Origin of the sequence: Sphaerisporangium flaviroseum (genome assembly GCF_039537005.1) — a bacterium.
GTDB classification, from domain to species: domain Bacteria; phylum Actinomycetota; class Actinomycetes; order Streptosporangiales; family Streptosporangiaceae; genus Sphaerisporangium; species Sphaerisporangium flaviroseum.
The window spans coordinates 1-13,730 of the sequence record NZ_BAAAZR010000029.1 but is presented as its reverse complement, the minus strand read 5'-3'; the positions used below and the strand labels follow the sequence as shown (position 1 = coordinate 13,730).

General features: G+C 67.2%; 12 protein-coding genes. 6 read left to right on the top strand and 6 right to left on the bottom strand.

Annotation, left to right across the window (positions count from 1 at the left end; genetic code table 11):
* Nucleotides 1–61: 61 nt before the first annotated feature.
* Nucleotides 62–1,051, top strand: coding sequence for an NAD(P)-dependent alcohol dehydrogenase (locus ABD810_RS29810; RefSeq protein WP_344947896.1), 990 nt, complete (start codon nt 62–64; stop codon nt 1,049–1,051).
* 45 nt (nt 1,052–1,096) lie between these two features.
* Here the strand turns inward: ABD810_RS29810 and ABD810_RS29805 are convergent, their stop codons facing one another.
* From ABD810_RS29805 to ABD810_RS29795, 3 genes are all read right to left on the bottom strand, one after another.
* On the bottom strand, nt 1,097–2,143 hold the full coding sequence (locus ABD810_RS29805) for an NAD(P)-dependent alcohol dehydrogenase (protein ID WP_344947893.1): 1,047 nt from the start codon (nt 2,141–2,143) through the stop codon (nt 1,097–1,099).
* Nucleotides 2,144–2,220: 77 nt separating this feature from the next.
* A complete protein-coding gene (locus ABD810_RS29800) occupies nt 2,221–2,445 on the bottom strand; it encodes a helix-turn-helix transcriptional regulator (protein WP_344947890.1) in 225 nt (74 codons plus the stop codon).
* Between the two features lie 2 nt (nt 2,446–2,447).
* Nucleotides 2,448–2,867, bottom strand: coding sequence for a hypothetical protein (locus ABD810_RS29795; protein ID WP_344947888.1), 420 nt, complete (start codon nt 2,865–2,867; stop codon nt 2,448–2,450).
* 205 nt (nt 2,868–3,072) lie between these two features.
* Between ABD810_RS29795 and ABD810_RS29790 the strand changes: the two genes are divergently transcribed.
* The 3 genes from ABD810_RS29790 to ABD810_RS29780 all read left to right on the top strand — a co-directional run bounded on the left by ABD810_RS29790 (nt 3,073) and on the right by ABD810_RS29780 (nt 6,446).
* Nucleotides 3,073–3,447, top strand: coding sequence for a helix-turn-helix transcriptional regulator (locus ABD810_RS29790; RefSeq protein ID WP_344948024.1), 375 nt, complete (start codon nt 3,073–3,075; stop codon nt 3,445–3,447).
* Nucleotides 3,448–3,457: 10 nt separating this feature from the next.
* Nucleotides 3,458–3,868 carry a VOC family protein gene (locus tag ABD810_RS29785; RefSeq protein WP_344947886.1) on the top strand — a complete coding sequence of 137 codons (411 nt, stop codon included), beginning with the start codon at nt 3,458–3,460 and terminating at the stop codon, nt 3,866–3,868.
* Between the two features lie 178 nt (nt 3,869–4,046).
* Nucleotides 4,047–6,446 (top strand): ATP-binding cassette domain-containing protein, encoded by a 2,400-nt coding sequence (locus tag ABD810_RS29780; protein ID WP_344947883.1) that lies wholly within the window; start codon nt 4,047–4,049, stop codon nt 6,444–6,446.
* A gap of 49 nt (nt 6,447–6,495) precedes the next feature.
* On the opposite strand, the gene ABD810_RS29775 is transcribed toward ABD810_RS29780, so the two are convergent.
* The 3 genes from ABD810_RS29775 to ABD810_RS29765 form a co-directional block, all read right to left on the bottom strand.
* The gene (locus ABD810_RS29775; RefSeq protein WP_344947880.1) at nt 6,496–7,317 is read right to left on the bottom strand and encodes a hypothetical protein; all 822 of its coding nucleotides are present in this window, start codon (nt 7,315–7,317) and stop codon (nt 6,496–6,498) included.
* Between the two features lie 428 nt (nt 7,318–7,745).
* Nucleotides 7,746–8,399 carry a M15 family metallopeptidase gene (locus tag ABD810_RS29770; protein ID WP_344947878.1) on the bottom strand — a complete coding sequence of 218 codons (654 nt, stop codon included), beginning with the start codon at nt 8,397–8,399 and terminating at the stop codon, nt 7,746–7,748.
* A 95-nt stretch (nt 8,400–8,494) separates the two neighbouring features.
* A complete protein-coding gene (locus ABD810_RS29765; RefSeq protein ID WP_344947875.1) occupies nt 8,495–11,506 on the bottom strand; it encodes an AfsR/SARP family transcriptional regulator in 3,012 nt (1,003 codons plus the stop codon).
* A 661-nt stretch (nt 11,507–12,167) separates the two neighbouring features.
* Between ABD810_RS29765 and ABD810_RS29760 the strand changes: the two genes are divergently transcribed.
* Nucleotides 12,168–12,371, top strand: a complete 204-nt coding sequence (locus ABD810_RS29760; RefSeq protein WP_344947872.1) for a hypothetical protein — start codon at nt 12,168–12,170, stop codon at nt 12,369–12,371.
* 222 nt (nt 12,372–12,593) lie between these two features.
* The coding region (locus ABD810_RS29755) for a DUF8189 domain-containing protein (protein ID WP_486387628.1) at nt 12,594–13,730 on the top strand (1,137 nt) is incomplete at its 3' end.

Sequence of the window (13,730 nt, the reverse complement as noted above, 5' to 3'; positions counted from 1 at the left end):
GCTCACGTGTCCGTGGAACCGAGAGATCCAGACATCGAGATTCGGCGAATCGAGGGACCCCATGAAGGCCATCCGCTACCACGCCTACGGCTCGCCTGAGGTTCTCAAGCTCCAGGACGTCGACATGCCCACGGTCGATGACGACGAGGTCCTGGTCCGCGTGCGGGCGGCCTCGGTCAACCCGCTGGACTGGCACAACATGAGGGGCACGCCGTACGTCGTCCGCGTACAGGCCGGCCTGTCCCGCCCCAAGACCGCCGGGCTGGGCGGGGACATGGCGGGATGCGTCGAAGCGGTGGGCAAGAACGTCACCCGGTTCCGGCCCGGTGACGAGGTGTTCGGTGGCCGCGGCAGGTCGCTCATCGAACGCAGTGCGTCGTTCGCCCAGTACCTCAGCATCCACGAGGACGGAATGGTGGTCAGAAAGCCCGGCAACCTGACCTTCGAGCAGGCGGCGTCGGTCCCCGTGGCGGCGCTCACCGCCCTGCAGGCTCTGCGTGACAAGGGGCAGTTGCGGCCCGGTCAGAAGGTTCTGATCAACGGCGCGGCGGGAGGCGTGGGGACGTTCGCGGTGCAGATCGCCAAGGTGCTGGGCGCCGAGGTGACCGGCGTGTGCGGCACCGCCAAGTCGGAGATGGTCCGCTCGATCGGCGCCGACCACGTCATCGACCACACCAAGGAGGACTTCACCAGTGACGGGCGGCGCTACGACCTGCTGATCGACCTGGTGGGGAACCGGACCCCCACCGAATGCAGGCGCGTGCTCGCGACCAGGGGAGTACTCGTGGGATGCGCACCGGCCAAGGGTCTGTGGGCCGGTCCTTTGATCGGGGTGCTCAAGCTGCTCGTGCTCTCACGAGCCGGGAGCCAGAGGATGGTTCCCTTCCTGGCGCGGGAGAGCAAGAACGACCTCGCCGACCTGCACGGCCTCCTTGAGGCCGGAAAGATCACACCGGTCGTCGACAGGACCTTTTCGCTGAGCGAGGTCCCCAAGGCCATCGCCTACCTCGAAGAGGGACACGCCGCGGGAAAGGTCGTCATCACCATTTGAGCCGGCCAGGGCCTGAACGCTCCCGCGGTGTCTCCGGTGACCAGGTCAGAGAAGGTCTTGCAGGGTGATGACGACCTTGCCGGCCGCGTGGCCTTCTCTGACATAGCCGATGGCCTCGCGGACCTCGCTCAGTGGATAGGTCCTGTCGACGATCGGGGTGACCTGGCCGGCCTCGATGTACCCCCTCAGCAGGTGAAGGTCCTGCTCGCGGGCCGTCGACATCAGCCCGCGCAGGTTCTGGCTCATGAACCGTGACAGCATCATGGCCCGGACCTGGCGATCGGAGCCTTGCAACCACCGGCCTCCGCCTTGGGCTCCCACGAGGACGAGGGTTCCCCGTGGGCCGAGGGCGCGCCGGAGGCGTGACAACGAGCGGTTGCCCGCGGTGTCGAGGATGAGGTCGTAGCGGCGCGCCCCGTCCGTGAGGTCTTCGCGGGTGTAGTCGATGATCTCGTCGGCGCCGATCGATCGGACCAGGTCGGTCTTGGTCGTACCGCACACGCCGGTGACGTCCGCTCCAAGGGCCTTGGCCAGTTGCACCGCGAACGTCCCCACGCCTCCGCCCGCACCGATGATCAAGACCTGCTGCCCCGCCCTGAGCCGCCCGGAGTCGCGAAGAGCTTGCAGGGCGGCGAAAGCGGAGGTGGGGACCGCCGCCGCCTGCTCGAACGTGATGTTCGCCGGTTTGGGCGCGAGCATGTCCTGCCGAGCGCACGCGTATTGGGCTAAGGCTCCCGTGCAGGTGCCGAACACCTCGTCACCGGGCCGGAACCGGGTCACGTTCCGGCCGACCGCCTCGACGCGCCCCGCGACATCCAGCCCCGGAACGCGTGCCTTCGGCTTGAACAGCCCGTAGCCGACGAGGCGGACGAGGTACGGCAGCCCCGTGACGAGGTGCCAGACGCCGTGGTCGACACCGGCCGCGTGAACGCGTACGAGCACGTCGTCGTCCCCGGGGACCGGTCTGCCGATGTCGCGGAGTTCCAGGGCGTCAGGTGAGCAGTAGGCGTCTCGTACCACCGCCTTCATCGTCGTCATCCCGCTGCCGGGGGCAGGGTGTGCGTTTCCGGTGAGGCGCTGAGGTGGGCGCATGATCTCTCCTTGGTTTCGGGTGTGGCAGGGGGAGGCCGCGAGGTGGTCTCCTCGCGTGCCGTGTGGAGTCGTGGTGGCTACTCGTCGGCGCCGGGGTACTGGAAGACGTCGTCGAGCGGTACCTGGAACACTCGGGCTATCTGGAATGCCACTTCGAGCGACGGCGAGTAGCGGCCCTGCTCGATGGCGATGATGGTCTGGCGGGTCACGCCGATGCGGTCGGCCAGGTCGGCTTGTGTCATCTCCCCGTGCGCGAACCGCAGCGATCGGATCGAGTTGGTGACCCTGGTGGGCTTGACCATGGCTAGAGGCCCCGGCGGTACGCGACGATCTTCACGACCGAAGAGGTGAGCGCGGCCAGGACGAAGGCCAGGTAGAGCGAGTTGGCGATCCAGAAGTACGCGAACTCCGCCATCGCCAGGCCGAGTGGGACCAGGGTCAAGACGCTCATGACGTAGAACCCTACGTACTCGCCGAACCGGTTGATCTGCTTGTCGCGCTCGTCCTTCTTGCCGGCCTCCTTGGGCGAGGCGATCCCGGCCACGATGGTCGCGACGATGTTCAGGAGCACCGCGACGCCGATGGCCGTGAACAGCGGTCTCACGTAGGCGATGTCCGCGACGTTCGTTGAAGGAACCTGCCTGAGGATGATCGCGAAGTAGACCACCGGGACACCGATCGCGATCACCGCATAGATCCATGCGCGCTTCTCTTCGGATGACATGCCGCTCCTATGTAAAACAAATCAGACATGAGCAATGTAAAGCAACGCGGACACGGCGTCAAATATTCTTTACATGACCTGATCCAGCATGACGACCCGGACGCTTCCTGGCCTTCTGTCCCGACACGGTCCGCTGACGAGGCTGTGCCATGCTGGACCGGTGAGGCCCGAAGAGCTTGTCCACCTCCGGCGCGCCCGTGACCTGATGGACCGTGAGTACTCCCGGCCGCTGGACGTACCGGCGATGGCCCGCGCCGCCTTGATGTCCCCGGCGCACTTCTCCCGCCAGTTCCGTGCCGCCTACGGCGAGACCCCGTACAGCTATCTGATGACCCGGCGGATCGAGCGCGCCAAGGCCCTGTTGCGCCGTGGCGATCTGAGCGTCACCGACGTGTGCATGGCCGTCGGCTGTACCTCCCTCGGCTCGTTCAGCGCCCGCTTCACCGAGCTGGTCGGGGAGAGCCCGAGCGCCTACCGGGCCAGGGACCACGCGGAGCTCGCGGCCATCCCGGCATGCTGGGCCAAGCTCGTGACCAGGCCGAGCAGGAATGGAGAAGCGCAGGTCAGCCCGGTCTCGTAGCGTTCGGGTCATGGATCTCTCAGTCAAGTACACGTTTCTGGAAGTCGACGACCACGAGGCCGCACTGGCCTTCTACCGCGACGCCCTGGGCCTTGAGGTACGCCAGGACGTGGCCATGGAGGGCGCCCGCTGGCTGACCGTAGGACCCGCGGCGCAGCCCGAGCTCGGCATCGTGCTGCAGACCGCGGGCGTGGGCCGCCCGGACGAGGACGGGCAGACCATCAAGGGCCTGCTGGCCAAGGGCTCGCTGGCCGGGCTGGTCTTCGAGACCGGCGACGTCGACGCGACGTTCGAAAGTATCCGCGCGTCCGGCGCGGAGGTGCTGCAGGAGCCGATGGACCAGGCGTACGGCACGCGGGACTGCGCGTTCCGCGACCCGTCGGGAAACATGGTCCGCTTCAACCAGCGCTCCAAGGGCTAGGGCCGGCCACGCCGTACCGCTGGTTCCGAATCTCGTCGCGCCGCAGGTGGACATAGGACCGTTGCGGTGATCGCGCCGACAGCGGAGAAACCAGACGTACGGCTCGGAGCTGGTTAAATCAAGCCAGGCGACGCCGATGGAGACCGCGAAGGTGGTCCCGCCAACAGATGGAGAAACGATGAGCATGGCCACCAGGACCGACACGCAGTCGCCTGGGCAGCACGTTGCCGACAGCCACGATTTGATCCGCGTGCACGGCGCGCGCGTGAACAACCTCAAGGACGTCAGCATCGAGCTGCCGAAGCGCCGGCTCACGGTCTTCACCGGCGTCTCCGGCTCGGGCAAGAGCTCGCTGGTGTTCAACACGATCGCCGCGGAGTCGCAGCGGCTGATCAACGAGACCTACAGCGCCTTCGTGCAAGGCTTCATGCCGACGCTGGCGCGGCCCGAGGTCGACGTTCTCGAAGGGCTGACGACCGCGATCATCATCGACCAACAGCGGATGGGTGCCGACGTCCGCTCCACGGTCGGCACCGCCACCGACGCCAACGCGATGCTGCGCATCCTCTTCAGCCGGCTCGGGCGGCCGCACATCGGCTCGCCCAACGCGTTCTCCTTCAACGTCCCCTCGGTCCGAGCGAGCGGGGCGATCACGGTCGAACGTGGCGGTGCCGGCAAGACCAAGACCGTGAAGAAGACCTTCACCCGCACCGGCGGCATGTGCCCGCACTGTGAAGGCCGGGGCATGGTCTCCGATATCGACCTCACCCAGCTCTACGACGACTCCAAGTCACTCGCCGAGGGCGCGTTCACCATCCCCGGCTGGAAGTCGGACAGCTTCTGGACGGTGCGGGTCTACGCCGAGTCGGGCTTCGTCGACCCGAACAAGCCGATCAGCAAGTACACGAAGAAGGAGCTCCAGGACTTCCTCTACAAGGAGCCGGTCAAGGTGAAGGTCGACGGCGTCAACCTCACCTACGAGGGCCTGATCCCCAAGGTGCAGAAGTCGTTCCTCTCCAAGGACCCCGACGCGCTGCAGCCACACATCCGGGCGTTCGTGGACCGGGCGGTCACCTTCACCACCTGTCCCGAATGCGGCGGCACCCGGCTCAGCGAGGCGGCCCGGTCGTCGCGGATCGGCGGGATCAACATCGCCGATGCGTGCGCGATGCAGATCAGCGACCTGGCCGAATGGGTCGGCGGCCTCGATGAGCCGTCGGTGGCGCCGCTGCTCGCCACGCTGCGGCAGACCCTCGACTCGTTCGTGGAGATCGGGCTGGGCTACCTCTCCCTCGACCGGCCGTCCGGAACGCTGTCGGGCGGCGAGGCACAGCGCGTCAAGATGATCCGCCACCTCGGCTCCTCGCTCACCGACACCACCTACGTCTTCGACGAGCCCACCGCGGGCCTGCACCCCCACGACATCCAGCGGATGAACGACCTGCTGCTGCGCCTGCGGGACAAGGGCAACACGGTGCTCGTCGTGGAGCACAAGCCGGAGACGATCGTGATCGCCGACCACGTCGTCGACCTCGGCCCCGGCGCCGGTACGGCGGGTGGCACCGTCTGCTTCGAGGGCACCGTCGAGGGGCTGCGGGCCAGCGGCACTATCACCGGCCGCCACTTCGACGACCGGGCCGCGCTCAAGGAGAAGGTGCGGACGCCCACCGGCACGCTGGAGATCCGCGGCGCGACGGCGAACAACCTGCGCGACGTCGACGTCGACGTCCCACTTGGGGTGCTTGTGGTCGTCACCGGCGTCGCCGGCTCCGGCAAGAGCTCGCTCGTGCACGGGTCCATCCCCGCCGGGCAGGGTGTGGTGTCGGTCGACCAGGGCGCGATCCGCGGCTCGCGACGGAGCAACCCGGCGACGTACACCGGACTGCTCGACCCCATCCGCAAGGCGTTCGCGAAGGCCAACAACGTGAAGCCGGCGCTGTTCAGCGCCAACTCCGAAGGCGCCTGCCCCAACTGCAACGGCGCCGGCGTCATCTACACCGACCTGGCGATGATGGCCGGCGTCCCCACCACCTGCGAGGAGTGCGACGGAAAGCGGTTCCACTCATCGGTGCTCGAATACCACCTCGGCGGCCGCGACATCAGCGAGGTGCTCGCGATGTCGGTGAGCGAGGCCGAGGAGTTCTTCGGCGCCGGAGAGGCGCGCATTCCGGCCGCGCACGCCATCCTCGACCGGCTCACCGACGTCGGGCTCGGCTACCTCAGCCTCGGCCAGCCGCTCACCACGCTGTCCGGCGGGGAGCGGCAGCGGCTCAAGCTGGCCACCCACATGGCCGAAAAGGGCGGCGTCTACGTCCTCGACGAGCCGACCACCGGCCTCCATCTCGCCGACGTCGAGCATCTGCTCGGCCTGCTCGACCGGCTCGTCGACTCCGGCAAGTCGGTGATCGTCATCGAGCACCACCAGGCGGTCATGGCGCACGCCGACTGGATCATCGACCTCGGCCCCGGCGCCGGCCACGACGGCGGCCGGATCGTCTTCGAGGGCACACCCGCCGACCTCGTCGCCGCCCGCTCCACCCTCACCGGCGAGTACCTCGCGGCCTACGTCGGCACCTGATCTGAGAAACCTCCGCGCCCCTTCAGCGGGACCGTGTTCAGCTGCTACGTCAGACCTGCGGTTGCGTGGGGAGGGGCGAGGGCAGGGCCGGCTGGTGACGAGGTTCGGCAAGGTCGTGAGCGGAGCGGGCCAGCCAGATGATCGTCAGGGCCTGGGTGGCCGCCATGGCGTCGTCGTAGACGTTCCCCTCGCTTGCGAGGAGCGGACCCACCAGCCCGTAGACCATCGGCGCCACCAGAGAGGCGACGCCGTACCGGACGGTGGCCCGCTGCCAGCGGCCGTCCCGCCACTGCGCCCGCAGGACGAGCACCGTCCAGATCAGGCCCGCCAGGCCGCAGATCCAGGACAGGCCGCCGGGCACGGGCCAGTCGAGGAAGTCCATCACCTCGAAGACAGCGGTACCCGCATACGCCAGCACACCCAAGCCCGGCATGTGATCGGCATGCTTCCGGCCGCGTCGCAGCACCGGGTGGAACAGCACCACGACCGCCCACATCACCAGGGCGTCGAGCACCGTCACCCACCATGGCCAGGAGGGCATGAGGAAGTAGAACAACCAGGACGCCACCGCGACGTACAGCCCCACCCGCAGGCGCCGTGCGTCCCGGTCCAGTTCGGGCGGCGGCCCCGCCAGCGGCCCACGCAGGCACTGCCACAGCGCCCAGGCCCACGACATGCCGGCCAGGAGCAGGATGAGCACGTCGGGCCACGCCACCACGGCGTCCTCGTCCAAGTCCGTGAACAACGTCAACCGCTCTAATACGCCGAGATCGCCGGCGGTCGATGCGATCACGGCGGCGACCGCCACCGCAGCGACGTACACACTCATGATGAGCAGGGCGGGAATGCCGAAACGGTGACGACGGAGCACGCGACACTTCCGGGGGGATGGGAGTGAAAGCCCCACCTTAGCGGGCATCGCCGTGAAGTCGATCATGCATCCCGATGGGCCGGATGGTGAGGGCGATCATGAGGACGCAGACGGCCGCGATCACCCCATAACTCCGGGACCGGAGGCGATCATGAAGCGGCTGTTCCGCTGGGGCCTGTTCGTGCAGAGCGTCGACAACGGCCTGCTACCCGCCATATACGCGGCCACCACCCCAAGGCGCAGGGCGGCCGGTTCTACGGACCGGACGGCCTCGGCCAGTTCACCGGCGGCCCGACCGAACTCGCCATCTACCGGCTGCCACGCGGGCAGCGGCGGCGCACCGGCGGGCTGCGCCGCGAGGAGGTGGCCACCCTCAGCCTGGATCCACCGAGCCGATTCTCACGGTGGTCTTTTGTGGTGCCGTCGGCTCATGGCATGTCTGTCGTGCCATATTTGGCGTAACGTGCGCCGGTGATGAACGCCCAATAGCGGTCGCCGTAGGACCAGTGCCACCACTCGGTCGGATAGTTGACGAATCCGGCGGACGTCATGGCTGTGCAGAGGATGCGGCGGTTCTCCATCGCTTCCAGGGAGATATCCGGGTAGGCGGTGTAGCAGGCTTCGTCGCTTTCCGGCGGAGTGGCGTTGACCGATGTACCCATCGGGATCTCGACGCCATCGTCGTCGCACAGGGTTAGGTCGACAGCGCCGCCCGTAGTGTGCGGGGCCACCTCCAGCGGAGCGACGTACCTGCTGGTTTCGATCCGGGCCCGCTCCTCGTCCCAATCGGGGTGCGCGGCTCTATGGCGGGCGAGGGACTCGGCAAAATAGCGGGCTTGCAGGGCAGGTGGACGATAGCCCTCGACGACCAGCAGGTGCAGCGCGCGAGGCAGCTGGGTTTGCGCGACGACGAGGCGATCGGCAACACTCACCCGTACGTGCGCAAAGGCGCCGGTCTGATCGGCGAGCCTCCGGTCCAGCCGGATGACCTCCAGGGTGCGGAGATCCTGCAGCGGCTCCCCGCTCTCCCTCACCAGGAATTCGACAATCCGCTTGTTAGATAAGAGCACTATCTCAGTCATGCAACCTTCACAGTGGACCAGGACGCTCCGGACGAGCGCCAGGCACATGATTGAACAGGGTGCATCAAAATTTCTGTAACCCGCGTTACACCCGATCACCAAGAAAGGGATTCGGCGTACTCGCGTGCGCCGTGCAGGCGGAAGATCTCCATGGCTTCTGACCGGAGACCTTCGGCGGTTGCGTTCTCGCCAAGGGCCTGATGCACCTGGGCGAGGTCACGCAAGGTACGCGCGCGGAACAAGGCATTGCGTAGTTTGTCCCACAGCTGCAGAGACTCCTCCAGAGAGGTCTTGGCCTGGTAAAGCCGCCCCTCGGCCAGATACAGTTCACCCACGACGCGCAAGGTGCAGGCTTCTCCCCAGCGGTCGTTGAGGGTCCGGGTGGCAATGAGCGACTCCTCCAGTGATTCACGGGCCTCGTCGTATCTCTCCTGCCGCACGTACGTCTTGGCCAGCGCACGATGGCAGTAGGCCACCATGAGCCGGTCGCCGATGTCGTGGAAGATCGCCAGTGCGTTTTCGCAGAGCTTCTCGGCGCTGTCGAGCTCACCGCGCGCACGGTGGTACATCGACATGTTGCGCAGGACCATCCCTTCACCGCGACGGTTCTTACCTTGCTGATAAAGCGCCAACGCGGCGGTGAGACCGGCCCACGCCGCGGCGTAGTCGCCACGTTCCAGGTGCACCATGCTCGTCAGCCGTTTGACGTGCGCGAGGGCCGTCGAATCAGCGAGATCTTCCCAGAGATCTTCCGCCTTGACGAGAAAGTGGAGGGCCTCGGGCAGGTAGCCCTGATCGCGGCAGGCGCTGCCGAGCGCGGCGAGGGTGCTGGCCTCACCCCTGATGTCCCCGGCGGTGCGAAACAGGGATAGGGCCTGACTGAGATATTCGCGCGATTCCGCATAGAGGTCGCTTTCGTAGGAGAGATGACCCAGTCCGGCGAGCAGTTTCGCCTCTCCGATCGTGTTGTCCATCCGCCGCGCGACCGCGAGGGCGGCCTGATGCATCCGGTTCCAGGCCGCGAACGGGTTGTCGAGAATGTACTGATTGCCCTCGAAAGCCGCCGCGGACAACGCGGAGGCCAGTTCGACCGCGATCTCGTCGAGATCCATCGCCGCCGCCAACTCGACGGCGACGACCAGCGACTCCTCCTCCCGGCGGATCCAGGCATGCGGGTCGGCGAGCACCACACGCACCACCTCGACATCGACCGGGTAGGTCAGCCCGATTGTGGCCCGCGTCGGGATCATCCCCGTGAGTACGGCCTCGCTCAGCCGCTCCATCAGCCACAGCCAACCGCCCAGCACACGGGTGACCACGGCCATACGCTCCTGTTCCGTCTCCTCAGCCTGTGCGCGTTCCTTGGCGAAAAGCCGGATGAGGTCGTGCAGGCGGTAATGGATCTGCTCCGACGGATCCGCGTCCACGAGGTCGACGAGGGAGGCGTCGACGAGCTGCTCCAGCACCCGCTCGGCAACGTCGAGACTCGTCTCGATGGCGACAGCGGCCACCCAGGCGGTGAAGTGCGGCATCCCGAGCATCCCGAGCCGGCGCAGCGCGGTCGCGGCCAGCGGAGGCAATATCTGGTAGCTCAGTCCGATGCTCGCGCGCACCGCCTGGTCTCCGACGGCCAGCTCGTCCAGCCTGCGGTTCTCGTCGGCCAGCCGCTCGGCCAGCCGGGCCACCGTCCATTGGCGGCGCGACGCCAGCCGTGCTCCTGCGACGCGCAACGCGAGGGGCAGGCCACCGCACTGGCTGACGACACGCCACGCCGCATCCGGATCGGCGGCGGTCCGCTCAGGGCCGATGATGCGTGACAGCAGTTCGTACGCGCACTCCCTCGGCAGCAGGCCCACGTCGACGAACGAGGCGCTGGCCAGGCCGGCGAGCCGGTTGCGCGAGGTAATGATCACCGCGCATTCCCGGCCGCCGGGAAGGAGCGCTCTCACCTGGCTCTCGGAGGCTGCGTCGTCCAGCAATATCAGCTTGCGCCGGCCGGCCAGCAGTGTGCGGTAGCGGACCGCGCGCTCCTCCAAAGTGCCGGGGATCGGCGTGCCTTGCGGGTCGAGCTCGCGCAGGAGCCGTCCCAGAGCCTCCTCTGGAGCGACGGGCGCGTCCGACGTGCCGCGCAGCTCGACGTAGAGCTGTCCGTCGGGGTAGTGGGAGGCGACCTTGTACGCCGTCTGCAGAGCCAGCGCTGACTTCCCTGCACCGCCCTGCCCGGAGATGACGCAGAGTGGTACGGCGGCGGGCCTGGTCAGGTGACCATACAACTCGGCCATCTCATCTGCGCGGCCGGTGAAGTCGGAGACGGGCAAGGGCAACTGGCGGGGCATCCGAATGCCGACCTTGACGCCGTTGAGCAACGCGGGATCGGAACGAAGGATGGCCGCTTGGGCTTGGCGTAACTCAGGTCCCGGCTCGATGCCCAGCTCATCGATCAGGACCTGCCTGCCGTACTGGTAGACGGCCAAGGCATCGGTCTGCCTGCCCGCGCGGTAGAGCGTCACCATGAGATCGCGGCGCAGCCGCTCACGTGCCGGATACAGCGTTACCAGCTCGGTCAGCTCCTCTATGAGCTGCTCGTCCTTGCCCGTTGCCAGGTCCGCGGCGACGCGTTCCTCGATGACCGCCAGCTTGAGTTCTTCCAGCCGGTCGGCCTCCGCGCGCAGGAAGGAGTCGCCGATGCCGCCTAAGGCCGTTCCGTGCCAGAGCGACAGAGCGGCCCGGAAGATCGTCGCCGCCGTTTGCTGGTCGCCCTTCCGCGCCGCGTCGCGCCCCTCGGCGACGTTCTGTTCGAAGACGTCCTTGTCGAGGGACCTTGGGGGGATCTGGGCGAGGTAGCCGACGTGGTGAGACACGATTACGGTGGGCAGCCCAGCGGAGGCGAACGCCCGGCGCAACGAGGCCACGTAGGTGTAGAGAACTCTTCTCGCCGTCGTCGGCGGATCATCGGCCCAGATCGCGTCGATCAACCGCTCGCTGCTGACCACCCGGCCTGGCTCGATCAGCAGCGCCGCGAGCAACGCCCGGGGCTTGGCTCCTCCCAGCGGCACCGGCCGCCCCTCATGCCACACTTCCACAGGTCCGAGCAGACGAAATTTCATTCAATCTCCTGGCTTCGTGACCAACCGACGTTCAGAGTTCCTCATCCCGCGTCCGCAGTGCGCCCGCTCGTATTTGCCCTCTGATGAAATAGGATCTTTTATTATGAGGAGTGCCGTTAACGAACGCATCACGTGCCCCAAACGCCGGTGATCAGGCGGCCTGACCTCGTGTAATGGCTTGTTACGCGGACGCGACGACCTACTCGAGGTCGTCCTGGTCGACGTCTGCGAAGAAGCCCACGCCTTGCATCGTGAGGTGCAGCCACTCCAGGGGAATGAGGTCTACCCCTCCTGGAGGTAGCACCGCCGGGTAGTGGCTGACGAGCCGCTCACGGGATTGGCGCCGTGAGGAGCCGGTCACCGCCGACAGCCCGCACGATCCGCCAAACGCGCAACTTCCACGCCGACATCGTGGCCCGCATCGGTACGCCGACGCGGTGCACGACATCCAGGAGGCCGGGCGCAAGAACGAGGGGTTCCGCGCGATCCCCGACGAACCGGCGGACGGCATCTCCCTGGTCGGTCCGGCGGAGCGCATCCGCGAACGCCTCGGGCCGTGGCAAGACGGACGGGTTCCCTGGCGCCCGCTCTTACAGAACAAGCGGGCGTTTCGCAGAGCGTGCTATTCCATCATCTCGGCATACTCGCGGGAGCCGTACAGGTGGAACACCGTCAGTGCCTCCACTCGCATCCTCTCGGCGGCGACGAGGTCTCCGAGACCTTCGTGCACCTGAGCCAGATCGCGGACGCCCCCCGGGAGCGGAACACCGCCGAGCGGAGCGCGTCCCACACCTTCAGCGACTCCTCCAGATGCTTCCTCGCACTGGTAGAGACGGCGGCCGCGCGCGGCCGTCGGCGGCTGTAAGCAGCGCTACAGAACTTCTACAGCTGATTTGCAAAGCCTGCCTGCAATGTTCAACCGTCGGCACGACCGGCCGCCCGAAAGCGGCAGGGGGAACCACGAGACCCGTGCCGGCGGAACCACGGCAAGATCAGCTCCCCCATCGAAGAAGTACCGCCATGGCCACCTCGGACAACGCCCTCACGGTCTGAACCCTGGCTGAACAACCCCCTAGCGAGGAAATCGATGTCACGTTCAAAAGCCTCTCCACCCCGCCACGCGGATGAGCCCCCGCCCGCCACCGTCCTCATCGCCAACGAGTGCCCGGAAGAGCGCCGCACGACGGGGTGGGGGATGGTGCGCCGCCTGCTGGCGGCGATCCCCGTCCTCGCGGTGCTCCTGACCCTGCTCACGATCACACAGGTCACGAACCCGCCCGCGGCGAAGGCGGACTCCGTCGTCGGCGGACCGATAACCAGGGCCGAGGCGATCGCGCGAGCACGGTTCTGGCTCGGGAAAGGCATCACCTACAGCCAGAACCGCACATATCCCGACCCCGCTGGCAAGCGTTATCGCACGGACTGCTCCGGCTACGTGTCCATGGCCTTGCACATGGACACCTCGGGCACGTGGCTGGACGGCGGACCGAACACCGACCAGCTCCCGGAAGCCAGGTACACCCGCAGGATCAGCAGAGGCGAGTTGCTGCCCGGGGACATTCTCGACAACCCCTCTGACGGGCACGCCGTCCTGTTCGCCGGCTGGGTCAGCGCCACGGAGTTCTCCTACTATTCCTTCGGGTCGACACCGGTCAAGTTCATCTCCCGCAAGTCGTGGAACGACGCCAAGCTGGACGACCATCCGATCGGAAACTACCTTTCGCTGCGGTACGTCAACATCATCGACGCCGAACCCCCGGTGAGGGAACGCGCCGCCCCGATCATGGGGAAGAACGCGGACGGCCGACTGCAGGCGTTCGCCATCGGCGGCAACGGTGCCCTGTACACGACCTGGCAGCCCTCCCCCAACGGTGACTGGAGCGCCTGGAAGACCCTTGGCGGCACCCATCTGCAGGCGATCGCCGTCGCGACCAATGCCGACGGGCGGATGCAGGTGTTCGCGATCGGCGGCGACGGTCGGCTCTACACGATGGTCCAGAACCAGCCCAACGGCGACTGGGGCACTTGGCAGGGCCTCGGCGGCCAGGGGCTTACGCGCAACATGGCCGTCACCGCCAACGCCGACGGGCGCCTCCAGGTGTTCCTCATCGGCGGGGACGGCTCCCTCTACAGCCGCTGGCAACTCACCCCCAACGGCACCTGGAGCGACTGGAAGAACCACGGCGGCACCGACCTGCAGTCCATCGCCGTGAACCGCAACGCC

Excerpts from the sequence above, each read along its gene's own strand:
- ABD810_RS29780 (WP_344947883.1), top strand. The coding sequence starts at position 4,047 with ATGAGCATGGCCACCAGGACCGACACGCAGTCGCCTGGGCAGCACGTT.
- ABD810_RS29795 (WP_344947888.1), bottom strand. The coding sequence starts at position 2,867 with ATGTCATCCGAAGAGAAGCGCGCATGGATCTATGCGGTGATCGCGATC.
- ABD810_RS29765 (WP_344947875.1), bottom strand. The coding sequence starts at position 11,506 with ATGAAATTTCGTCTGCTCGGACCTGTGGAAGTGTGGCATGAGGGGCGG.
- ABD810_RS29785 (WP_344947886.1), top strand. The coding sequence starts at position 3,458 with ATGGATCTCTCAGTCAAGTACACGTTTCTGGAAGTCGACGACCACGAG.
- ABD810_RS29790 (WP_344948024.1), top strand. The coding sequence starts at position 3,073 with ATGGACCGTGAGTACTCCCGGCCGCTGGACGTACCGGCGATGGCCCGC.
- ABD810_RS29810 (WP_344947896.1), top strand. The coding sequence starts at position 62 with ATGAAGGCCATCCGCTACCACGCCTACGGCTCGCCTGAGGTTCTCAAG.
- ABD810_RS29770 (WP_344947878.1), bottom strand. The coding sequence starts at position 8,399 with ATGACTGAGATAGTGCTCTTATCTAACAAGCGGATTGTCGAATTCCTG.
- ABD810_RS29800 (WP_344947890.1), bottom strand. The coding sequence starts at position 2,445 with ATGGTCAAGCCCACCAGGGTCACCAACTCGATCCGATCGCTGCGGTTC.
- ABD810_RS29805 (WP_344947893.1), bottom strand. The coding sequence starts at position 2,143 with ATGCGCCCACCTCAGCGCCTCACCGGAAACGCACACCCTGCCCCCGGC.